Origin of the sequence: Streptomyces sp. NPDC057136 (genome assembly GCF_042670885.1) — a bacterium.
Taxonomy (GTDB): Bacteria; Actinomycetota; Actinomycetes; order Streptomycetales; family Streptomycetaceae; genus Streptomyces.
Genome location: NZ_JBHUUV010000001.1, coordinates 516,827 through 537,900, shown reverse-complemented (window position 1 = coordinate 537,900; position 21,074 = coordinate 516,827). Strand labels below are relative to the sequence as shown.

The following is a 21,074-nucleotide window of genomic DNA, read 5'->3' as shown; positions in this document are numbered from 1 at the left end:
AGTGGTGGCAACGCTTTCAGAGATCCAAGCCCTGTTGGGCGAACCCCGGTTCAACTGGTCGGATCCGGCACCATGGATCGAACTTCAGCGGGAACTCGATATCGAATTCCCCGCGGACTTCCGCGAGATCGTGGACGCCTACGGTTCGATCTCGATCAACGGGCAGTTGTATCTGAAGCATCCCGCCGGCCACCTTTTGCACAGCCTGGGAAAGAACATCAGGGAGGACCTCGAGTTCTGGCGCGAGGAGGACATGGCCGAGTTCCTGCCCAGTCCGGTGGGGGCGAACCCCGGTGAGTTGATGCCGGTGGCATCGGCCACGACGGGGGAATGGGTTTTCCTTCGCGTTCCTGATGAACCATCGTCGCCCTGGCGCGTCCTGGTTCAGGAGTTGGACAGTCCGGCCCACACTCTCCACGAGATGACGTTCAGCGAATGGTTGCTGGCTTATCTCAGGGGTGAGGACGTGACGGTGTGTTCTCGCAACCTCGCGCCTGACCGTCCGTTCTTCGAATTCCTGCCCTGAAAATGAACGCGGTGGTATCTCCTGTCCTGGTGACAGGGGGTACCACCGCGTGAAGATTTTCCCGTGACGCAACGGAGCCCCACCATCCAAAGGTGGGGCTCCGTTGCGTCACGGGCATTTTCCAGTCGGCCGGGGGGCGACGATTCCGCGGACGACGCCCAGGTCGAGGAGGTCCTGGGGTCTCAGGCGGAGTTGATCGGCGATGGTTCCGGTGTCCTCGGGGGTGCGTTTGAGGATGGACGCGGCCGCCTCGGGGGCGATCACCGAGAAGTAACTGTCGGGTGTGGCCCAGGTGTTCCCCGGGGCGGCGAGCGCGAGCGCGCCGCCCGATCCGCCCTCGCCGATGAGCAGGGCGGTCAGCGGGACGCGGGCGGAGGCGACGGCGCCGAAGAGGTCGGCGATCGCGGCGCCCGCCCCGGCGTGTTCCGCCGCCGGGTCGTTGGCCGCTCCCGGCGTGTCGATGAGCGTGAGGACCGGGATTCCGAGCCGGTCGGCGAGGCGGACGAGCCGTGCGGCCGTACGGAACCCGCCCGGGCGGGTCGCGGTGCCGCACTGGGCGGCGTAGGCGACGGTGCGGCCGTCCGGCCGTCGGCCGAAGCCGCACAGCATGCCAGGGTCGACGCCGCCGCAGCGGTCGCCGGAGATCGCCTCGCGCAGGTGGAAATGGGCGTCGAGGTAGTGGTGCGCGCGGGGCCGGTCGGGGTGCCTGGCGCGTGCCACGGCCTGGCGGCCGGTCACCGCGGGCTCGGTGTCAGGGTGGCCCAGGGCGCGGGGCGGTGGGACCGGGCCGTCCGCCGGGGTGGTGAGCAGCGTGAGCCAGCTCCCGAGCGCGGCGCGCAGCCCGTAGGGCGGCACGATGCCGTCGATGTGGCCGGCGGCGAGCTGGGCCTCGGCGGTGTACGCGGCGGGGTCCGCGTCCGGTGGTCGGACGCGGGAACCGGCGAAGCCGACCTGGGCGCCGGGCAGCGCCAGGACGATGTCGGAACCCGCGCCGAGGGTGGCCCAGCCGCCGCCGGTCGTCGGGTCGCGCAGGACGGCGATCTGCGGCAGTCCCGCGGCCCGGGTGAGCGCTGACTGCCGTGCCAGGTACTGGAGTTGGAGGAGGGCCCGCATGCCCTCGTGCATGCGGCTCCCACCCGTGGCGAGCAGGACGACCACGGGCAGCCGCCGCGCGCGGGCGAGCTCGTGGGCGGCGCCGGCGCGGGCCCCGGTCAGCTCGCCGATGGAGCCGCCGAGGAACCGGAACTCGAAGGAGATCAGCACCGTCGGCACTCCCTGGACCGTGCCCGTGCCGCAGATCACGGACTCGGACTCGCCGGTACGGGCGGCGGCGCGGGCGTGCGCGGCCGAGTAGCCGGGCCAGTCGATCGGTCCGTCGCCGGTCAAGGTGCTTTCGGGGAAGGGTAGTTCGGTGAAGTCGTCGGCAACGAGGGCGAGTGCCTCGCGTGCCGTCATCGGGTCACTCATGCAGTGCTCGCTTCATGATCTTGCCCATGTGGTTGCGGGGCAGGGCGTCGCGGAACCGAACGGCCCGGGGGCGCTTGTGGGGTGCGAGATGGTGGGCGACGTGGTCGGCGAGCTCTTCGACGCCCGGCGGCGCGGCCGGATCGGCCATGACGATCCGGGCGACGACGATCTCGCCGAGGTCGGCGTCCGGCCCGCCTGTGACCGAGGCGTCCGCCACGCCCGGATGCTCCAGGAGGACGTTCTCGATCTCGCCGGCCCCGATTTTGTATCCCCCGCTCTTGATCAGGCCGGTGGACCGGCGGCCGACGATGCGCACCGAGCCGTCGGCGTCGAGCGTGGCCATGTCGCCGGTGCGGAACCAGTCCTGGTCGAAGGCGTCCTTCGTTGCCTCGTGCCGTCCAAGGTAGCCGGTGAAGAGGTTCGGGCCCCGGACCTAGGATCTCGCTCACCGCGGTGTTCGGCGATGTCGGCGGGGCGCGGGCGACACCGGAGCCGGCAGCCTTCTCTCGCGTGTGGGCTGGGGCGGCCATGAATGTCCTGCTGGTGCGCATCGCCGTGTGTTTCGCCACGCGGCCGACGGTGCGAACCTCTTCCGGACCGCCTTGCGCTGGTATGCCAGGGGGCCGGCGAAACCGGCCGGGAAGCCCGTCATCAGGCCCGAGATCGCGTGGTTGACGGCGTTGACGCCCTCGCTGTCCGGTAGGCGCACCAGCAGGTAGTTGATACCCGCGCTCATCACCGCACCGATCGCGCCGCCGATCAGACCACTGATCAACGGTTCCCGCATGGAAGGCGTGGGAACGGCGGTTCTGGCAGGGGTGGCGGGCGCGGTCATGGTCGACTCCTGGTGGGCGCGGCCGGTGCCCTCAGTGGTGGGCGGGAGCCTCCGGGTTACGCCGGACGCCGACCGCGGCGAGGACCGCGCCGGCGACGCACAGCGCACCGGTGACGAGCGCCGCGGTGTGCATACCGTTCATGAACGCCTGCCCGCTGCCTTCGATCACCGCGGCCCTCAACTGCGCGGGCATGTCACCGGAGACCGGCGAAACCCCCATCGCCACCGCGTCCTTGGCCTTGTGCAGACCCTCGGCCAACGGTCCGGGGACCCCGGCGGAGGAGAGTTCGCCGGTCAGCGTCGAGCCCACCCGGCTGCTGATCAGGGAGATCAGTACGGAGGTGCCGAGCGCCCCGCAGACCTGGAGCGCGGTGGCCTGCAGACCTCCCGCCACGCCGCCGTCCTTCACGGGGGCGTTGCCGACGATCGCGTCGGACGAGGCGGCCATCACCATGCCGACGCCGAGGCCCAGCGCGATGAAGGGCGGCCACATCGCGGCGTACACCGCGAGCAGGACCACGCCCGCACCGAGGGTGGCCAGTGTTGAACCCGAACTCCAGCCCCATGTCTCGCCCTTGACGACACCGAAGACGAGGACGAGCAGGCCGAGTGCCAGGAGGATCACGCCGGGGACGTCGAAGCGCTGCTCGCCGGCCGGGCTCTTGCTCTGCGGCAGGACGAAGGCGCTGAACGCGAGCGCGACGATGCCGATCGGGAGGTTGATGAAGAAGACCTATTCCCAGCTGACGTGCTCGACCAGCAGTCCGCCGACGATCGGGCCGAGTGCGGTGGACACGGAGGACACCATCGCCCAGATACCCACGGCCATACCGAACTTCTTCGGCGGGAACACCGCACGCAGCAGACCGAGCGTGTTGGGCATCAGCAGCGCGCCGAAGAAGCCCTGCAGGGCACGGAAGGCGATGACGCCTTCGATGGAGCCCACGAGACCGATGGCGACCGAGGCCACGGTGAAGCCGGCGACGCCGGCCAGATAGTACGTACGCCGGCCGAAGCGGTCTCCGAGCTTTCCGCCGAGGATCAACGCGGCGGCCAGCGCGAGCAGATAGGAGTTGGTGACCCATTGCAGGTCGGCGGTGGACGCGTTCAGGTCCCGGCCGATCTCCGGGTTGGCGATCGCGACGACGGAACCGTCGAGGCCGACCATGAACAGGCCGAAAGCGACGGCTATGAGCGTCAGCCAGGGGTTGCCCCGACGCCCGGCCGGGGCAGCGGGCCGGGCGCGAGTGGGCACGGGGGAGTGGTCCACGGCAGTGGAGGGCATACGGATGCCTTGCTTCCTGAAAATAAGGAAAGTAAATGGGGGTGGAACGACGGGAGGGGGACGGACGGCCGCGCGGGCGTCGTCAGTGCGAGGCGGCGTGAATGTGCCGCGCCAGTCCCTGGAGCGCACCGAGGGCGGAGCCGATCGCATCGAGATCGCCGTCGGTCAGTGCCGACAGGGCCTCGGCCACATACCCGTCCATGAGCGCCCGGACGCCAGTGATACGCCGACGGGCCTCGGCCGTGAGGTGCAGATGGGCGATCCGCTTGTCGGCCGGGTCCTGCCTGCGCTCCAGCAGTCCCTGGGCCGCCAGCTGGGTGACCAGTGTGCTCACGTTGTTCGGCTTCATCAGCAGTTCGTCGGCTGCCGCGCGGACGGTAATGGCTTCGCGGTCACCGACGAGCCGCAGCAGCGCCAGCTGGCCCTCGGGGAGCTTGGGGTACGGCATGTCATGGGCGAGGCGCCGGTCGAGCGCCCGGCTCAGCGCGGGCAGGACAGCGGTCATCGCTGACGCGATGTGCCGGATGTCCTGTTCGGACGCGCTGGGGGCTGACATGCGGGCATGCTAAGTATGACGAGATACCTATGTCGAAAGACCTAAATGCGCTCCAGGGCTAATCGGTCATCGCGCGTCGGCGGGAAGCTCGACCTTTCCGTCGAACGTGCCCCGGTTGTCCTGCCGTACGTCCTGCTCGTACGTGATGTCCTGGCCGCCGTACGGGACGAGGAAACCGAAGGCGAACCGGTGGCTCCTGACCCGGTAGGTCTTCGCGTCCAGGACCAGGACCTCTTCCAGGCCGGACAAGGTCAACTGGGCGTCGTTCACGGGGATGCCGGCCCCGCGAAGCTGGTCGGCGGTGGGGTCGAACTCCCGTTGGGCCTTCTGTACCCAGGCCCGGTCGCGGACGGCGGTCAGCTGCTGCTTGTCGCTGCCGACGCGGAGTTCGACCGTGCCGTTCGCCTCGGCCAGCTTCACGTCGTCTCCGGCGGCCTGTGCGTACGCCCGGAACTCCTCGATGACCGAGACGGGGTCCTCGATCTTGTTCTGCATCTCGGGGTCGGTGGCGGGCGCGGTCCGCCAGTTCGCGCCGCCCTCCTTGACGTGGGCGGTGCCGTCGACGACGTAGACCTGCTCGTTCTTCGTCGTTCCTTTGCTGCTGGTGCTGACGCCCCGCGACTGGAGTGCCTGCGGCGCCATGCCGCGCCGCACGGTGGCCCGGTAGGTGGCGGCGCTCTTCTGCCCCTGGAGCGTCAGCCCCTCCTGCCCCTTCACGGAGAAGGTCCAGGCGCTCTCCGCGGCCATCGCCTTCTCGGCGAGGTCGAGGAAGTCCGCCGGGGACTCGGGCTCCGGCGCGGGCGGCTCGGAGGGCTGCGTCACCTCGGGGCTCGTGGGCGGCCCGGCGGACTCGGCCGGCCCTTCGCTGTCCGCGCCGCAGGCGGTCAGCGAGAGCGCGAGCGGGAGAACAAGGGCGGCAGTGCGTCTGGAGCGAGAGCGGGTTCGCATGGACCTCTTCCTTGTGTCACGGCAGCGCGCGGACTGTACAGCAGCGTTGAGGTCTGCGGCACGCTGACGTACATTCCTGGTGAATCGACACAAAAGCCCGCGCTCCGCCGGTTCTCAGTCCTCGGGCGGCGGCGCCGTGCTCTTGCGTACGACCAGGCTGGTGGCCAGCTCCAGTCGCGTCGACACCGGTTCCTGGGCCCGCAGTCGCATCAGCATCTGCGCGGCCTCCTCCGCCATCTGACGCAGCGGCTGATGGACCGTGGTCAGTGCCGGGCTGGCCCAGCGGGCGATGGACACGTCGTCGTAGCCGACCACCGACAGGTCGTGCGGCACGCGCAGGCCGTTCACCCGGGCGGCTTCCAGGACGCCGAGCGCCTGGAGGTCGCTGCCCGCGAAAATCGCGGTGGGCCGCTGCGGCCGGGACAGCATCTCCTCGGCGCGGTCGTAGCCGCCCTCCACATGGAAGTCGCCGAACAGGATGAGCTCGGGGTCGACTTCAAGACCCGCCATGCTCATCGCCGACCGGTAGCCGTCGAGCCGGGCCCGGGAGCACAGCATGTCCTCGGGTCCGGTGATGATGCCGATGCGCCGGTGCCCGCACTCGATCAGATGACGGGTGGCGGCGAGTCCGCCGTTCCAGTTGGCCGAGCCGACCGACGGTACGTCGGGGTCGGGGTCGCCCGCCGGGTCGATGATGACGAACGGGATCGAACGCGCCCTGAGCTGCTGCTTGACCTCGCTGGGCAGGGCGGAGAAGACCAGGACGACGCCGAGCGGCCGGCGCTGGAGCATCGCCTCCATCCAGTCCGGGCCGGGCGAGTGCCGGGTTCCGCTCTCGGTGAGGACGACTCCGGCGTTGTGGGCCTTGGCGACGTTCTCCACCCCCCGGATCAGCTCCATCGCCCAGATGCTCTCCAGCTCGTGGAACACGATCTCGATGAGCGGCGCCTCGCGGGCCGACCGTGTGGTGCGCCGGTAGGCATGGGCCTCCAGCAGACGCTCCACCTTGACCCTCGTCGGGGGCGCCACATCCTGCCGCCCGTTGAGGACCTTCGAAACTGTCGAAATGGAGACGCCGGCCTGCTGGGCCACCTGGGCGAGGGTGATACGGCCCATTTCCTCGTCATCGCGCATGGCGAGGAGCATAAAGCACGGAACAACTGCCGCCGGGGCGTAACGCTTTGATAACCCGGCGACCGAGGGTTGACCCCCCAGGTGGGGAGTCCTAGCGTCCCGACTCAGGAAGTTTCGGTAATCGTACCGAAAATGTTTCGAGAGGCGAGTCGATGAAGCAACGCGCACGGTTCCTGCGGACCGCTGTCGTCGGTGGTGCCGCGCTGGCCCTGGTGCTGTCCCTGTCCGCATGCGGCGGAGGGTCCGATGCGGCCGGCGGGGACGACACCATCCACGTCCTGGTCTACGGGGACGCGACGAACAAGGTGGAGAAGGAGCTCGTCGCCACCTTCAACAAGACCTCGAAGGTGAAGGCCGTCCTGGATACGATCCCGGGCGCCGACTACCAGGCCAAACTGCAGACGATCATCAGTAGCAAGCAGGCGCCGGACGTCTTCTTCAACTGGGGCGGCGGCAGCATCAAGCCGTTCGTCGACGCGGGCCTGCTGCTCCCGCTGGACGGCTTCATCGCCAAGGACCCCGGCCTCAAGGCGAAGTTCCTGCCGTCCGTGTTCAACAGCGCGGTGCTCGACGGCACGTCGTACGGCGTACCCATGCGCGGTACGCAGCCCGTGCTGCTGTTCAACAACGGAAAGGTCCTCAAGGAGGCGGGCGTCGAGGCGCCGAAGACCTGGGACGACCTGCTCACGGCCGTCAAGGCGCTGAAGGCCGACGGCGTCACCCCGATCGCCCTGGGCGGCGGCGACCGGTGGCCGACGCTGATGTGGTTCGAGTACCTCTACGACCGCATCGCAGGCCCGGAGCTCTTCCAGAAGGCCCTGGACGGCGACCAGGATGCCTGGGCGAGCCCGGACAGCAGGAAGGCGCTGGGCAAGATCAAGGAGCTGGTGGACGCGGGGGCGTTCGGCACCAACTACGACTCGGTGAAATTCACCGACCAGGGGTCACCCACGCTCCTGGCGACCGGCAAGGCCGCCTTCGAGCTGATGGGGTCGTGGGAGTACTCGACCCTGCAGGACGCGTTCCCCGAGTTCGCGAAGAACGACCTCGGCTACAGCGCGTTCCCGTCCATCGAGGGCGGCAAGGGCGATCAGGCGAACATCGTCGGCAACACCAACAACTTCTACTCCGTGCTGAAGAAGACGAAGCACCCGCAGGCCGTCGCCGAGTTCCTGAAGCTCATGTACTCGGACCAGTTCGTCAAGGCGCATCTCGGCATCGGCAACCTGCCGACCACGACGAACACCGAAGGCTTCCTGGACACCGCCGCCAGCCCCGAGTTCGCGAAGTTCCAGTACGACCTGGTCAAGGCGGCCCCGGCGTTCCAGCTGTCCTGGGACCAGGCGTACCCCCAGTCGGCGGCCACCACGATGCACCAGTCCCTCCAGCAGTTCTTCAACGGCTCGATGGACGAGGACGCCTTCATCGAGGCCATGCAGGCACTGCCGACCTCGTGAGTTCCCTGAAATCCGGACGCGGAACACGTGACATGAGCCCAACCGCCACAGCCACCGTGGACAGCGAGAAGGCCAAGGGGACCGGCCGGCCCGCCGGCCCGTCCGGCATCGGAGCGGGCCGCCCGGGATTCCTCTGGGCGGCCCCCGCCGCTGTCTTCTTCGGTCTCTTCGCCATCGTCCCGCTCATCCTGGTCGCCGTACTCTCCTTCGCCAGCTGGGACGGGTTGAGCGACCCCGAATTCGCCGGCCTCGACAACTGGAAGAAGCTCCTCGACGACCCCGTCATGATCAAGAGCCTCTGGCTGAGCGTCCTGCTCACCGTGCTCGGGGTCGTCGTCCAGACCCCGCTGAGCATCCTGCTCGGGGTCTGGGCGGCGGGGCACCAGCGCAACCGGGCCGTCCTGTCCGCCATCTACTTCGTTCCGATGCTGCTGTCCATCGCGGCCGTGTCCGTGCTGTGGCGCGCCGTTCTCGACCCCAACTTCGGGGTCCCCGCCCAGGCCAAGTGGCTGTTCGGCGACGGCAACCTGTTCGGGATGCAGTCCAGCGCGATCGGCGTTCTCGTCTTCGTCAGCACCTGGCAGTTCACCCCGCTGCACACGCTGATCTACCAGGGTGCGGCTCGCGCGGTGCCGCCGGTCCTCTACCAGGCGGCGCAGATCGACGGCGCGGGCACGGTGCGGCAGTTCTTCCACATCACGCTGCCGCAGCTGCGCAACTCGATCATCACCTCGATGATCCTGATGGTGGTCGGCGGACTCACGACCTTCGACACCGTCCTCATCCTCACCCAGGGCGGACCGGGCACCGACACCACCATCAGCGCCTATTACATGTACCAGAAGGCGTTCAAGAGCTTCGACTACGGAGCGGCGTCCGCCATCGCCCTCCTCCTGGTCCTCGTCTCCACGGTCATCTCGCTGATCGTGGTGCGGCTCTCGGGCTACGACAAGATGCGCAGCACCATGGAGGGACTGTGAGGAAGAGCCGTCCCAACTACTTCGCCGGATTCGGCTCGCTGGTCTGGCTTCTCGTGGTCGGACTGCCGCTGTACGTGATGCTCATCGCCACGTTCCAGTCGCGCCCCGACTACGCGGCGAACGGCCCGCTGGCCTTCCCCGAGCACTTCACGTTCGACAACTACATCAACGACCTCGACAGCGGCTTCGCGCAGTACTTCCTCAACACGGTGATCGTCACCGTGTGTGTGGTGGGCATCGTCGTGCTCCTGGTACCGCCCCTGGCGTACACCATCGTCAGGAGCCGCGGCCGGGCCGCCACCACCGTGTTCCGGCTGTTCCTCCTGGGTCTGGCGATCCCCTCGCAGGCGGTCATCGTCCCGATGTTCTTCGTCATCAGCGAGGCCGGTCTCTACGACAACCTCATCGGCGTCATCCTGCCGACCGCGGCCTTCGCGATGCCGGTGTGCGCCCTGATCCTCACGGGTGTGATGCGTGACATCACACCTGATCTGTACGAGGCGATGACGATGGACGGTGCCTCGTCCCGGCGGGTCTTCTTCCAGCTGGTGCTGCCGCTGTCGAAGAGCGGTGTCTCGACGATCATCGTCTTCTCCGCGCTCCAGGCGTGGAACGGCTTCCTCTTCCCCCTCGTCCTGACGCAGTCCGCGGAGACCAAGGTGATCACCATGGGTCTCTACGACTTCCAGACGGAACACGGAGTCGACGCCCCCGGCCTGCTCGCCGCAGTCGTCCTGTCCATGCTCCCCATCCTGCTCGTCTACCTGTTCGCCCGTCGTGCCCTGGTCCAGGGGCTGATGGGGGTCGGAGGAAAGTGACCGCCAACATCGACAACGCCGGCGTGCAGACACCCGCCGAGGCCACGGACTCCCACGCGCCGGTCTCCGGCGCCACGGATTCCCGCACTGCGCCGTGGCGCGACCCCACCCTCGCTCCCGAAGCCAGGGCCGACGCCCTGATCGCCGCGATGACGCTCCAGGAGAAGATCTCCCAGCTCTTCGGCGTCTGGGTGGGCGCCTCCGACGAGGGCGCCGAAGTCGCCCCGTACCAGCACGACATGGAGGAGGCCGTCGCCCTCGACGAGCTCCTTCCGCACGGCCTCGGCCAGCTGACCCGCCCGTTCGGTACGGCGCCGGTCGACCCGGCCGTCGGTGCGCTCTCGCTGTCCCGCACCCAGGAGCGGATCGCTGGGGCGAATCGATTCGGCATCCCGGCGCTCGCCCATGAGGAATGCCTCGCGGGCTTCGCCACCTGGGGCGCGACCGCCTACCCGGTGCCGCTGTCCTGGGGTGCCACCTTCCATCCGGCGCTGATCCGCGAGATGGCCGACGCGATCGGCCGCGACATGCGTTCCGTCGGCGTGCACCAGGGCCTCGCCCCGGTCCTCGACGTCGTACGCGACGCACGCTGGGGCCGCGTCGAGGAGACGATCGGCGAGGATCCCTATCTCGTCGGAACGGTCGCCACCGCCTATGTGCGGGGCCTTGAGTCGGCCGGTGTCGTCGCCACGCTCAAGCACTTCGCGGGGTACTCCGCCTCACGGGCGGGCCGCAACCTCGCCCCCGTCGGCATGGGCGCACGCGAGCGGGCCGACATCATCCTGGCGCCGTTCGAGATGGCCGTACGCGAGAGCGGCGTGCGGTCCGTCATGCACGCCTACACCGACACCGACGGGATTCCCTCCGCGGCCGACGGGCTTCTGCTGACCGGTCTGCTCCGCGACACCTGGGGCTTCGACGGGACCGTCGTCGCGGACTACTTCGGCATCGCGTTCCTCAAGACGCTGCACGGCGTGGCGGGGACCTTCGGGGAGGCGGCCGGCGCCGCACTCGGCGCGGGCGTGGACGTGGAGCTGCCCACCGTCAAGGCGTTCGGCCGCCCCCTGAGCGACGCGATCGCGGAGGGTCTCGTACCCGAGGCCCTGGTGGACCGTGCGGTACGCCGAGTGCTCGTCCAGAAAGCCCAGTTGGGGCTGCTGGACCCGGACTGGAGCCCGGTGCCCCCGGCGCTGGCCGGTTCCGTAACGGGCACGGAGGGCCCCGCCGTCGAGGGGTCGGGGGCACTGCGCGGAACCGTCCGGCTCGACACCGACGAGAACCGCGCGCTCGCCCGCCGTGTCGCCGAACAGGCCGTCGTGCTTCTCCGCAACGACGGCACCCTGCCCCTGGCCGCCGGTCCGGCCGCCGGGGCCCCCGCCCGTATCGCGCTGATCGGCCCCAATGCCGACACCCCCACAGCGGTCCTCGGCTGCTACGCCTTCCCGGTCCACGTCGGCGGTCAGCACCCCGAGACGCCGCTCGGCATCGAACTGCCCACACTGCGCGAGGCGTTGACGGCAGAGTTCCCGGACAGCGAGATCGTCACGGCCCGGGGATCGGACGTCGACGGCACCGGAACCGAGGGCTTCGCCGAAGCCACCGAACTGGCCCGGGGCGCCGACCTCGTGATCGTCGCACTCGGCGACCGGGCCGGCCTCTTCGGCCGCGGCACGAGCGGGGAGGGCTGCGACGCGGAGAACCTGGCACTGCCCGGTGTGCAGCAGCAGTTGCTCGACACCCTCCTCGATACGGACACCCCCGTCGTCGTCACCCTGCTCGCCGGACGTCCCTACGCCCTCGGGCGGGCGGCGGACCGGGCTGCCGCCGTCGTGCAGTCGTTCTTCCCCGGCGAGGAAGGCACGACGGCCATCGCCTCGGTGCTCAGCGGCCGGATCGCACCGTCGGGCCGGCTGCCCGTCAGTGTGCCGCGCCACCCGGGCTCCCAGCCCTCCACCTATCTGGCGGCGCGGCTCGGCCACTCCAGCGATGTCTCCAGCATCGACCCGACCCCGGCGTTCGGGTTCGGCCACGGTCTGACGTACACCACCTTCGAGTGGAGCGACCTCGTCGTGGAGCACGTACGGGCGGCCACGGACGGTGAGTTCGCGCTCGCGTGGACTGTCCGCAACACCGGTGCGCGCGAGGGAACGGAGGTGGTCCAGGTGTATCTGAACGACCCGGTCGCCTCCGTCGTCCAGCCGGTGCAGCGCCTCATCGGCTACGTACGCCTCGACCTCGGTCCGGGGCAGGCGGCGAGGGTACGGGCGACGGTCCCCGCGGACCTCGCGTCGTTCACGGGCCGCGAAGGCCACCGGATCGTCGAACCGGGCGATCTCGAACTGCGGCTGAGCGCGTCGAGCACCGACGCGCGTCTCACGGCCCGGGTCACGCTCACCGGGCCGGTGCGCACGGTCGACCACACCCGACGGCTGCACATGGACGTCGCGACGGAGATCCTGACGGACACGCGCTAGTCCGGCACATGCGGAACGGAAAGGGGCCTTCGCGGGCGGTGACAAGCCACCCGCGAAGGCCCCTTCCTTTCAGCCGTGCGCCCGGGTCAGGAAGCGGTGCAGGCGCTGACAGCGGGCGGTGCGGTGTCACCGTGCGTCATGACGGTGAAGCCGAAGCTCGTCGTCCCGCCGGCCGCGAGGCTGCCGTTGCCACTCGGCGTCATGGTCATCACCTTCCCGGTGCTGTCCCAGCTGGGCGTGCCGTTCCAGGTGGCCGAGATCTCCTGTGCGGAGGCGATGGTCACCCGTACGTTCCAACTGCTGATCGCCGAACTCCCCGCCGTCACGGTCACCTTGCCGTTGTAGCGGTCTCCCCACGTCTCCTGCTTCGCGTACGAGACGGTGCATGTACGCGTCGTCCCGCCCCCGCCCCCGCTCGTACCGCCCAGTGCGGCCAGTACGGCGTCATAGGCCGGCTTCTTGTTGTAGTTGCCGTCGAAGAGAAGCGGGGTTCCGCTGCTGCGCCAGGAGTACTTGTCGGTGACGCCCCAGACGGTGATGCCCGTGCAGCGCGTCACCGCGAGACACGCGTTCACCGCGTTGGCGAAACTGGTGGCCTGCGAGGCCCCCGATCCCTCGATGTCCAGTTCGGTGATCTGCACGTCGACGCCGAGGTCGGCGAAGCGCTGCAGGTTCTGCTGGTAGTCGGAGGGGACGGGGGACTGGCTGTTGAAGTGGCTCTGGAAGCCCACGCAGTCGATGGGCACACCGCGCTGCTTGAAGTCCTTGACCATGGCGTACACGGCGTTGGACTTCGCGTTCACCCCGTCGGTGTTGTAGTCGTTGTAGCAGAGCTTCGCTGCCGGGTCGGTGGCCCGCGCGGTGCGGAACGCCTCCTCTATGAAGCCGTTGCCGAGCTTGTCCTGGAAGGGGGAGCTGCGCCGCGCACCGCTGCCGCCGTCCTGGAACGCCTCATTGACGACGTCCCAGGAGTGGATCTTGCCCTGGTAGTGCCGCATGACCTGGGTGATGTGGTTGTTCATCGCCGTACGGAGGTCGCTCGCGCCCAACGTGCCTACCCAGCCCGGCAGTTGGGAGTGCCAGACCAGGGTGTGCCCGCGTACCTTCATCCCGCGGCCCTGTGCGTGGCTGACGATCTGGTCGGCGGCCCCGTAGGTGAACGATCCCCGGGACGCCTCCAGGGCGTCCCACTTCATCTCGTTCTCCGGGGTCACCGAGTTGAACTCGGTGTTCAGCGTGGCGGCGTAGGGCGCCTCGCCCAGATTGTTGGCGGCGACCGCCGTGCCGAAGTAGCGGCCCTTGGCGGCTGCCGACTCGCCGAGGGTGCTCGCGGCGTGCGCGGTGCCGGACAGGGCGACGATGCCGGTGGCGGTGAGCAGCCCCGTGACGGAGAGGGCCAGCGCCCTGCGCGCGAAGGCCCGCAGGGGCGTGTGGATGTCCCCTGGAGGACTCGGAATTGTGCTGATCATGACAACCTCTTCCTTCTGTTGGCGGACGGTGCGGGGTGGATGAGGGGGTTACCGCTTGGCGCGCGCGGCGGTCCGCAGCTCGGCGACGAGCGCGGTGTACGCGGGCTTCGCGGCGAAGTTCGCGTCCAGGATGTTGGCGGCGCCCTGTCCGTCGAAGACGCCGGGCACCCAGGAGTACTTGTCGGTGAAGCCCCATACGGTGAACGAGGTGCAGGAGCGGACCGTGAGGCAGGCGGCGAGGAGCCTGCGGTAGTCGTCGGCCTGCCGGGCCAGGGACGGGCCGTCGGCCGGCAGGGTCATACGGATGTCGACCTCGGTGAACGCGGTCTCCAGGCCCAGCGCGGCGAAGCGCTCCAGATTCGCCTCTACGTCCCCGGGGAAGCCGTACTGGATGTCCAAGTGCCCCTGGATGCCGAGGCCCTGGACGGGGACACCTTCGGCGAGCAGTTCCCTGGCCAGGTCGTAGTACGCGGTCGACTTGGCGTTGATCCCCTCGACGTTGTAGTCGTTGAAGAAGAGCGTGGCCCGGGGGTCGGCGGCGTGCGCCCAGCGGAACGCGTCGGCGACGTACGAGGGACCCAGCTCCCGCAGCCAGAGCGAGTCACGGTAGGTGCCGTCCTCGTTGAAGATCTCGTTGACGACGTCCCACTGGTAGATCCGGCCCTTGAAGTGTGTGACCTCGGCCGTGATGTGGGCACGCAGGATCCGGCGCAGTTCGTCCGCCTCGATCGAACCGTCGGCGACCCCCGAAGTGAGCCAGGCCGGGAGCTGGCTGTGCCAGAGCAGGGTGTGACCGCGTACCTCCTGCTTGTGCTTCTTGGCGAAGGCCATCAGGCGGTCGGCCTGCGACCAGTCGAAGGTACCGCGGGTGGGCTCCACGACCTCCCACTTCATGACGTTCTCGGCGGTCACGGAGTCGAACTCGCCTGCGGTGAGGGCCCGGTACGGAGCGTCGGAGGCGAGGGCAGAGGTGTCGACGGCCGTACCGATCCGGAGATCGGGGCGCTCGGCGAGGGCGCGCAGCGTCCTGTCGTGCGTGCCGGGGTGGGCGGACGCCGTCTGGGCGGCGGCTCCCAGCACGAGCGCGGCGGCGGTGGCCGCGGTCAGGGCGTGAACGGTGCGTCTGGACATGGGGGTCTCCTGAGGAGTGGATACGGGTGAGGGCGGGCCGGTCCGCCTCCGGAGCGTTGCTCGCTCTCACCTGCACCCCGGCAGTTCCCGGGACATCCGCGAAAGCTTTCAGGGGCGACGAGCCCACCCCCGCCCGTCTGTTGCACGGAAAGGTGGCTGCCAAAGAGATCCTGAGTGATACATGCCACCGAAACAATGGCGCGTCAGGACCGAAACAATTTCGGTCCGATTCGCGTGCTCCCCGAGGTCCCGGCCCCCGACTCTCAGATCCGCTTCGAGCGTCGGCGGGGCGGCTGTTCGCACTCGGCGAAGCTCGAGAGGCGGCCCTCGACGAGGTGCTTGAGGGCCTCGATGAACGGGTCCCGGAGGTGGCCGGGGAGCGTTCCGAGTACATCGGCCTGAACGGCGGAGACGACCTCGTTCGACTGCGCGACCAGCGCCCGGCCCTTCTCTGTGGCCGCGATGATCCGGGCCCGGCGGTCGGTGGCGGACGGCCGGCGTTCGGCGAGCCCCTCCTTCTCGAGCTTGTCCGTGATCACCACCATCGTCGTCTTGTCCAGGCCGAGCGACTCCGCGATCTGAGTCTGCGTCATGTTCGCCGACAGCGCCTTGTGCAGGACGCAATGGGCGCGCGGCGTGATGTCGAGCCCGGTCAGGCCCGCGGTCATCTCGGTCTGCAGCGCGTGGGCGGTCCAGGACAGCAGAAAGGTGAGGTCGACGTCGGGAGACGCGGCGGGATCGGTCGGCTTCATATGGCAAGCGTAACGAACGTGTTCGCAGTAGACGGTTTCGTTGTGGAGCGGTTGCGGGGCATGCGCGCGAGGGCTTGTTATGCCGAAATAGATGATGCCGAACGGAACTATATGTTACGGTCCCGCCTTGTAGCCGAACCTGGAGGCGTCCCCATGTCCCTGTCCGTACAACCGAGTTCGAGGGCGCGGTGGCTCGCATTCGCCGTGCTCTGCGCCATGCAGTTAATGGTGGTCATCGACATCAGCATCGTGACGGTGTCCCTCCGCTCCATTCGGAACGACCTCGGCTTCGGCCAGGCGCAGCTCGCCTGGATCACCAACGCGTACACGGCCGGTTTCGGTGGACTGCTGCTGCTCTCGGGGCGACTGGGCGATCTGCTCGGACGCAAGCGCATGTTCGTCGGCGGACTGGGCCTGTTCACCGTGGCATCGGCGGCATGCGGCGCCGCCCAGTCGCAGGAGATGCTGATCGCGATGCGCCTTTTTCAGGGCGCGGGCGCGGCGATGGCCTACGCGGTGATCACGGGCATCATCTTCGCGATCTTCACCGATCCCCGGGAGATCGGGAGGGCGCTGGGTATCTCCGGTTTCGCGCAGGCCGCCGGCGCCTCGGGCGGCATCCTCGCGGGCGGTCTCATCACCCAGGGGATCACCTGGCACTGGGTGTTCTATATCAACGTGCCGATCGGCATCGTGGCCGGCGTGCTCGCCACACGGCTGATCCCGGGCGACCGCGGTCTCGGCCTGCGTGCCGGTGCGGATGTGGCGGGGGCGCTTCTGGTGACCGTCGGCATGATGCTCAGCGTCTACACCATCGCCACGGTCGGCGACCACGGCTGGAGTTCGGCGCACACCCTCGGCTTCGGGCTCGCCTCGATCCTTCTTCTGGCGTCGTTCGTCCGGCGCCAGAGATCTGCCGCCGTTCCGCTCATGCCGCTCGGTATCTTCCGCTCGCGCAACCTCGCGGGCGCCAACCTCATCCACCTCCTCCTGGTGGCGGGCACGATCTCCTTCAACATCCTGATCGCCCTCCATATGCAGGAGGTCGCGGGTTACTCCCCGGCGGTCACGGGCTTTGCGTTCCTGCCGCTCGCGGTCATCGCCGGGGTGGTCTCGATCAGCCTGTCGGCACGATGGAACATGCGCTTCGGTCTGCGCACTGTGCTGCTGGCCGGTCTCGCCGTGGTCGCGGTCGGTCTGATCCTGGTCGTCCGGGTCCCGGCCGACCCCCGCTATGTCGTCGACATTCTGCCGACCGCCCTGCTGATCGGCGCGGGCAGCGGCCTGGCGATGCCGGCGGTCCTGATGCTGTCCATGCAGGTGGACTCGCCGCGCGACGCCGGTCTCGCCTCGGGTCTGGCGGGCACGGCCGGAACGATCGGTGACTCGCTCGGCATCGCCGCGCTGGCATCCATCGCCGCCGCACGGACGAACACTCTGCTGTCCGAGGGTGAGAGCGCCACGTACGCGCTGAACGGCGGCTTCCGCCTCGCGTTCGGCATCTCCGCCGCGCTGGTCGTCGGCGCTGCCGCCATCGCCTTCCTGGTCCTGCGCCCACAACCTGCGAGCCCGCCGCCGCAGGGTCCGCCCGCGCCCGAACAGGCGAATCCCGAAGAAGCGCATCCCAACAGCGTTCTCTCCTAGCTCTCCTAGCTCTCCAGCTCTTCGACCGTCCGCTTTTTGTTGCCTCTTCCTCCTCAAGGAGTCCCTCATGTCCAGCATGTCCAGTGGAGCCCGCGCGCCCCAGCCCTCCTCCGCCGCCCTCTCGCCCGTACGCCTCCGAGCCGTCGCGGTCGGTGCCGCGACCGTGGCCGCCCTCGTGGTCTGGGGCATCGGGAAGGCGGCGGGCGCCGAACTCAACGTCGTCCAGGCCGAGGGCGACCCCGCGATGGAGGTCGGCTTCGCCGCCGTCGCCGTCTCCGCGCTCTTCTCCGCACTGCTCGGCTGGGGCGTCCTCGCCCTGCTGGAGAAGTTCGCGCCCGCCAGGTCCCTCATCGTCTGGACCGTGCTCACGAGCGCGGTGGCGCTCCTCTCCCTCATGCCGGTCCTGTTTTCCGACGCGTCCACCGGTACCAAGGTCGTGCTCCCCCTGGCGCACCTGGCGGTGGCCGCGGTGGTCATCCCCCTGATGCGGCGCAGCGCGGTCAGTACCCGGTGACGAAGACCCCCGAGATCCCCCGGCGCTCTGCGGGTTACTATATGGGAATGGTTTCCATTACCGTTAAGCCTTCGTCCGTAGAGAGCAGGTAACCCCCATGTCCGCCCACTGCCAGCTGACCGGCGCCGAGCCGGGCTTCGGCAACAGCATTTCCCACTCGCATCGGCGCACCTCTCGCCGCTTCGACCCGAACATCCAGCGCAAGCGCTACTGGCTTCCGAGCGAGGGCCGCTATGTACGCCTGACTCTCAGCGCCAGGGCCATCAAGGCCATCGACGCCATCGGCGTCGAGGCCGCGGTGGCTCGTATTCGCGCGCGGGGAGTGAAGGTCTGATGGCCAAGAAGAGCAAGATCGCGCAGAACGAGAAGCGAAAGGTTGTCGTCGCGCGGTACGCGGCACGGCGGGCCGAGCTGAAGGAGATCATCCGGCGGCCCGCCTCCATGGAAGCCGAACGGGCGGCGGCGGTCGCGGAGTTGCGTACCCAGCCCCGTAACGCCAGTGCCACCAGGGTGCGCAACCGGGACAGTGTGGACGGCAGGCCACGTGGGCATCTGCGGAAGTTCGGGCTGTCCCGGGTGCGGATGCGCGAGCAGGCGCACGCCGGGTTCCTGCCCGGAGTCACCAAGTCGTCCTGGTAGCAGCACCGAAGCCCTGTCGAAGGCGGTGGCCCGCGATCCCCGCAGGGGGGGAGCGGGCCACTGTGTCAGCGGCCGACCGGATCGAGATGGGCCTCGTCGTCGGGCTCCATCAGCGCCAGCAGCCCGCCCTCGTCGAGCGGGGTCGGTACGGTGACGAGCGCCGTCTGCCGGGCCGTGCCGGCGTCGAACACGTGGACCTCCCCGTGGCCCCCGCGCGACACGGCGATCATTGACCCGCCGGGCGACGCCGCGACGGCCCGGCGCTGGACGCCGTCCCACGGTGTGCCGCCCCGGCGCGGTGCGCCCGCCATGGGCGGCAGCGGCAGCCGTGCGGTCACGGCCGGTGTGCTGCCCCCGGTGGAGACGAGGACGAGTTCGTCGCCGTCGGGATGTACGCGGCTGAAGGCGACGTGGTCCCTGGCCACCGCCAGGCGGAAGACCAGGCCGGGGCCGAGGTGCAGGCGGCCCGCCTCGGCCGAGTCCAGGTGGTGCCACCAGGCGTCGTTGGCCCAGTCCGGCCAGCTCTCGGGGGCCTCGGGCCCGCTCCGTACGCAGGACCAGAGCGTCCGGTGTGCGGCATCGAGCCGCAGGTAGTAGCCGCGGCCCCCGCCGCGGCCGCCGGCCGCCCACGGGATGGTCTCTCCGGCCACGAGCGCGTCGCCGTCGGGGCGGGCCGTGTGGACCCCTGAACCGGCGGCCGCGAACAGCCGTCCGGTCAGCGGGTCGTAGGCGTCGCCGTGCCCGTCGTCGTCGGGGAGGGAGAGGGTCGATACGGGTTCGGCGGGCGGGCACGAGGGCGCGGACCCCATGAGTGCGGAGTGCCTGTATGCCGTCAGCTCACCGGGCTCCCGGTGGCGCAGCACGACCAGCGGATCGTCGGGCGAGCCGACCACGGTGTTCGCCTGCACGGGTCCGTACGCGCACCGCGCCCGCGCCCCTCCCGTCCGCCAGGTCGACGGTCGTCAACTGGTCCGACCAGGGCGACCAGTTGCGGCCGAGGCCGGTGGTGACGGCGATCCGGCGTCCGGTGGCATCGGTGGCGAGATGTTCGGCGGGCACCGCGACCGGTATGCGGCGCTCGATGAGCGGGCGGCCCGCGTCCGGCCCGTACGGATCGAGGATCAGCAGCTCGCCCGCCCGGTCGTCGACGCATGCGGTGCGGTGGTGTGGAAGGGCGAGGAAGCCCGCGTGCTCGGCGAGATGGCGTCCGTCGAGCTGAGCTGTCGTACGTCCGTCGCGCAGGTCAACGACCCTGATCTGTCCGGCTACTTGGTCGGAGACGATCAGGCGCGGTCCGAGGGGCATGGGGCGGTCTCCGGGGCTGGGGCGGATGGGCAGGCTTGCTTTGATAATGATTATCATGTCTAAATCGCGGTGGGGAGAGGCCGGGTCCGGGACGGCCCCCTCGACACCGATTCGCCATCCCCGGCCATCAACAGGAACAGAGGGCACGTCATGTCGCGCGCAGTGAGAGGAATCCGCCGGTGGGCGGCGGCCATCGTGATGGGGTCGTTCCTGGTGGGGTGCGGCCCCACCGAGGAGCCCGCGTCGGGGAAGGCCGGAACGGACGACGCCGGCCCGAGGACGGCAGTGGACGTCCGGCCCGTCAAGGCGTCGAGCACGATCACCGACGCCCAGGGCGTCACCATCACCGCCAAGGAGCCGCCTGAGCGCGTGGTGTGCCTCGTCGCGTTGTGCGACGACATGCTCGCCGAGCTCGGTATGACCCCGACGGCCACCAACTCCGCGCTGCTCGCCCACCCTGCGTTCCTCGGGCCGGAGCGGGCGGGCCGGATTCCGGTGATCCCCGGCGGATTCCTCAGTCCGGAGGCCGAAGCGGTCCTTTCCCACAAGCCGGATCTGGTCATCGGCCTCGAGGACACGCACGGCAAGCTCGCCCCCGCGCTGAAGGGTGCAACCACCTTCTGGCCGGTCCAGCCCTCCACCTGGGAGGACAGCGTCGGCTATCTGCGGAACCTGGCGGCACTGACCGGGCGTACGGAGCAGGCCGAGGCGGCCGAGAAGCGACTGCGTACCAAGCTCGCGCGGGCGGAGGAGAACAAGAGCGACAAGACGGCTCTGATCATCTTCGGCAGTGACGAGAACTTCGGCGTCGCGACACCGAAGAACGACGTCGCCGCCGGGCTCTTCCCGAAGATCTCCTCGTATCCGTGGGAAGGGCGAGGGGTCGAGGGCAGCTACAGCCTGGAGGAGATTCTCGCCCGCGATGTCGACGTGCTCTTCGTCGAGACGCTGTCCTTCGGTGCGTCGGACGGAAAGCTCTCCGCCAAGCTGGCCGAGAACCCGCTCTGGTCCCGCATCCCGGCCGTCAAAAACGACAAGGTCGTCGAGGTGAACTCCGAGGTCTGGGCCAAGGGGCGGGGGACCCGTTCGCTCGGCATCGTCCTCGACGAGGCAACGGCCGCCCTGCGGTGATACGTCAAC

17 protein-coding genes and 3 pseudogenes are annotated in these 21,074 nt (G+C 69.3%); 10 read left to right on the top strand and 10 right to left on the bottom strand.

What is annotated here, in order from left to right; genetic code table 11:
* Window positions 1-4 precede the first annotated feature (4 nt).
* A complete protein-coding gene (locus ACFT7S_RS02470) occupies window positions 5-526 on the top strand; it encodes an SMI1/KNR4 family protein (RefSeq protein WP_382725830.1) in 522 nt (173 codons plus the stop codon).
* 108 nt (window positions 527-634) lie between these two features.
* Here ACFT7S_RS02470 and ACFT7S_RS02465 read toward each other — a convergent pair whose 3' ends face one another.
* The 6 genes and pseudogenes from ACFT7S_RS02465 to ACFT7S_RS02440 form a co-directional block, all read right to left on the bottom strand.
* Window positions 635-1,993 carry a carboxyl transferase domain-containing protein gene (locus ACFT7S_RS02465; protein WP_382725827.1) on the bottom strand — a complete coding sequence of 453 codons (1,359 nt, stop codon included), beginning with the start codon at window positions 1,991-1,993 and terminating at the stop codon, window positions 635-637.
* Window positions 1,986-2,426, bottom strand: a pseudogene (locus tag ACFT7S_RS02460) (acyl-CoA synthetase); the annotation flags it as partial. The pseudogene ACFT7S_RS02460 and the gene ACFT7S_RS02465, both read right to left, overlap by 8 nt.
* Window positions 2,427-2,859: 433 nt before the next feature.
* A pseudogene (locus tag ACFT7S_RS02455) lies at window positions 2,860-4,113 on the bottom strand (MFS transporter).
* Between the two features lie 82 nt (window positions 4,114-4,195).
* A complete protein-coding gene (locus ACFT7S_RS02450; protein WP_382725824.1) occupies window positions 4,196-4,669 on the bottom strand; it encodes a MarR family winged helix-turn-helix transcriptional regulator in 474 nt (157 codons plus the stop codon).
* 66 nt (window positions 4,670-4,735) lie between these two features.
* A complete protein-coding gene (locus ACFT7S_RS02445) occupies window positions 4,736-5,617 on the bottom strand; it encodes a hypothetical protein (RefSeq protein WP_382725822.1) in 882 nt (293 codons plus the stop codon).
* A 114-nt stretch (window positions 5,618-5,731) separates the two neighbouring features.
* The gene (locus ACFT7S_RS02440) at window positions 5,732-6,763 is read right to left on the bottom strand and encodes a LacI family DNA-binding transcriptional regulator (RefSeq protein WP_382725819.1); all 1,032 of its coding nucleotides are present in this window, start codon (window positions 6,761-6,763) and stop codon (window positions 5,732-5,734) included.
* A gap of 140 nt (window positions 6,764-6,903) precedes the next feature.
* Between ACFT7S_RS02440 and ACFT7S_RS02435 the strand changes: the two genes are divergently transcribed.
* The 4 genes from ACFT7S_RS02435 to ACFT7S_RS02420 are packed head-to-tail and all read left to right on the top strand — an operon-like array spanning window position 6,904 to window position 12,480.
* Entirely contained in the window at window positions 6,904-8,208 is a 1,305-nt protein-coding gene (locus ACFT7S_RS02435) for an ABC transporter substrate-binding protein (RefSeq protein ID WP_382725816.1), read from the top strand.
* Window positions 8,209-8,240: 32 nt separating this feature from the next.
* Window positions 8,241-9,188, top strand: a complete 948-nt coding sequence (locus ACFT7S_RS02430) for a carbohydrate ABC transporter permease (protein WP_382725813.1) — start codon at window positions 8,241-8,243, stop codon at window positions 9,186-9,188.
* Window positions 9,185-10,006, top strand: coding sequence for a carbohydrate ABC transporter permease (locus ACFT7S_RS02425; RefSeq protein ID WP_382725811.1), 822 nt, complete (start codon window positions 9,185-9,187; stop codon window positions 10,004-10,006). Before ACFT7S_RS02430 ends, ACFT7S_RS02425 begins: the two co-directional genes overlap by 4 nt.
* Entirely contained in the window at window positions 10,003-12,480 is a 2,478-nt protein-coding gene (locus ACFT7S_RS02420; protein ID WP_382725808.1) for a beta-glucosidase, read from the top strand. Before ACFT7S_RS02425 ends, ACFT7S_RS02420 begins: the two co-directional genes overlap by 4 nt.
* An 86-nt stretch (window positions 12,481-12,566) precedes the next feature.
* Here ACFT7S_RS02420 and ACFT7S_RS02415 read toward each other — a convergent pair whose 3' ends face one another.
* The 3 genes from ACFT7S_RS02415 to ACFT7S_RS02405 form a co-directional block, all read right to left on the bottom strand.
* On the bottom strand, window positions 12,567-13,949 hold the full coding sequence (locus ACFT7S_RS02415) for an endo-1,4-beta-xylanase (protein ID WP_382725805.1): 1,383 nt from the start codon (window positions 13,947-13,949) through the stop codon (window positions 12,567-12,569).
* Window positions 13,950-13,997: 48 nt separating this feature from the next.
* Window positions 13,998-15,080, bottom strand: a complete 1,083-nt coding sequence (locus tag ACFT7S_RS02410) for an endo-1,4-beta-xylanase (protein WP_382725802.1) — start codon at window positions 15,078-15,080, stop codon at window positions 13,998-14,000.
* Window positions 15,081-15,343: 263 nt separating this feature from the next.
* A complete protein-coding gene (locus tag ACFT7S_RS02405; RefSeq protein WP_382725799.1) occupies window positions 15,344-15,832 on the bottom strand; it encodes a MarR family winged helix-turn-helix transcriptional regulator in 489 nt (162 codons plus the stop codon).
* Between the two features lie 153 nt (window positions 15,833-15,985).
* Here ACFT7S_RS02405 and ACFT7S_RS02400 point away from each other — a divergent pair, with 153 nt between their 5' ends.
* The 4 genes from ACFT7S_RS02400 (at window position 15,986) to rpsN (ending at window position 18,629) form a co-directional block, all read left to right on the top strand.
* Window positions 15,986-17,476 (top strand): MFS transporter, encoded by a 1,491-nt coding sequence (locus tag ACFT7S_RS02400; RefSeq protein ID WP_382725796.1) that lies wholly within the window; start codon window positions 15,986-15,988, stop codon window positions 17,474-17,476.
* Between the two features lie 67 nt (window positions 17,477-17,543).
* Window positions 17,544-17,990 (top strand): DUF6069 family protein, encoded by a 447-nt coding sequence (locus tag ACFT7S_RS02395; protein WP_382725793.1) that lies wholly within the window; start codon window positions 17,544-17,546, stop codon window positions 17,988-17,990.
* Window positions 17,991-18,087: 97 nt separating this feature from the next.
* Window positions 18,088-18,324, top strand: a complete 237-nt coding sequence (gene rpmB, locus ACFT7S_RS02390) for a 50S ribosomal protein L28 (RefSeq protein WP_382725791.1) — start codon at window positions 18,088-18,090, stop codon at window positions 18,322-18,324.
* Complete coding sequence (gene rpsN / locus ACFT7S_RS02385) at window positions 18,324-18,629, top strand: 30S ribosomal protein S14 (RefSeq protein WP_382725788.1); 306 nt, start codon at window positions 18,324-18,326, stop codon at window positions 18,627-18,629. The genes rpmB and rpsN overlap by 1 nt, the downstream gene beginning before the upstream one ends.
* Before the next feature lie 65 nt (window positions 18,630-18,694).
* Here rpsN and ACFT7S_RS02380 read toward each other — a convergent pair.
* Window positions 18,695-19,934, bottom strand: a pseudogene (locus ACFT7S_RS02380) (hypothetical protein).
* 150 nt (window positions 19,935-20,084) lie between these two features.
* Here ACFT7S_RS02380 and ACFT7S_RS02375 point away from each other — a divergent pair.
* Window positions 20,085-21,065: an ABC transporter substrate-binding protein gene (locus ACFT7S_RS02375; RefSeq protein WP_382725786.1), complete on the top strand. Its 981-nt coding sequence runs from the start codon at window positions 20,085-20,087 to the stop codon at window positions 21,063-21,065.
* Window positions 21,066-21,074: the final 9 nt, after the last annotated feature.

Coding starts and splice junctions, on each gene's coding strand:
- ACFT7S_RS02465 (WP_382725827.1), bottom strand. CDS start 1,993: ATGAGTGACCCGATGACGGCACGCGAGGCACTCGCCCTCGTTGCCGAC.
- ACFT7S_RS02450 (WP_382725824.1), bottom strand. CDS start 4,669: ATGTCAGCCCCCAGCGCGTCCGAACAGGACATCCGGCACATCGCGTCA.
- ACFT7S_RS02445 (WP_382725822.1), bottom strand. CDS start 5,617: ATGCGAACCCGCTCTCGCTCCAGACGCACTGCCGCCCTTGTTCTCCCG.
- ACFT7S_RS02440 (WP_382725819.1), bottom strand. CDS start 6,763: ATGCTCCTCGCCATGCGCGATGACGAGGAAATGGGCCGTATCACCCTC.
- ACFT7S_RS02435 (WP_382725816.1), top strand. CDS start 6,904: ATGAAGCAACGCGCACGGTTCCTGCGGACCGCTGTCGTCGGTGGTGCC.
- ACFT7S_RS02430 (WP_382725813.1), top strand. CDS start 8,241: ATGAGCCCAACCGCCACAGCCACCGTGGACAGCGAGAAGGCCAAGGGG.
- ACFT7S_RS02415 (WP_382725805.1), bottom strand. CDS start 13,949: ATGATCAGCACAATTCCGAGTCCTCCAGGGGACATCCACACGCCCCTG.
- ACFT7S_RS02410 (WP_382725802.1), bottom strand. CDS start 15,080: ATGTCCAGACGCACCGTTCACGCCCTGACCGCGGCCACCGCCGCCGCG.
- ACFT7S_RS02405 (WP_382725799.1), bottom strand. CDS start 15,832: ATGAAGCCGACCGATCCCGCCGCGTCTCCCGACGTCGACCTCACCTTT.
- ACFT7S_RS02400 (WP_382725796.1), top strand. CDS start 15,986: ATGTCCCTGTCCGTACAACCGAGTTCGAGGGCGCGGTGGCTCGCATTC.
- ACFT7S_RS02395 (WP_382725793.1), top strand. CDS start 17,544: ATGTCCAGCATGTCCAGTGGAGCCCGCGCGCCCCAGCCCTCCTCCGCC.
- rpmB (WP_382725791.1), top strand. CDS start 18,088: ATGTCCGCCCACTGCCAGCTGACCGGCGCCGAGCCGGGCTTCGGCAAC.
- rpsN (WP_382725788.1), top strand. CDS start 18,324: ATGGCCAAGAAGAGCAAGATCGCGCAGAACGAGAAGCGAAAGGTTGTC.
- ACFT7S_RS02375 (WP_382725786.1), top strand. CDS start 20,085: ATGTCGCGCGCAGTGAGAGGAATCCGCCGGTGGGCGGCGGCCATCGTG.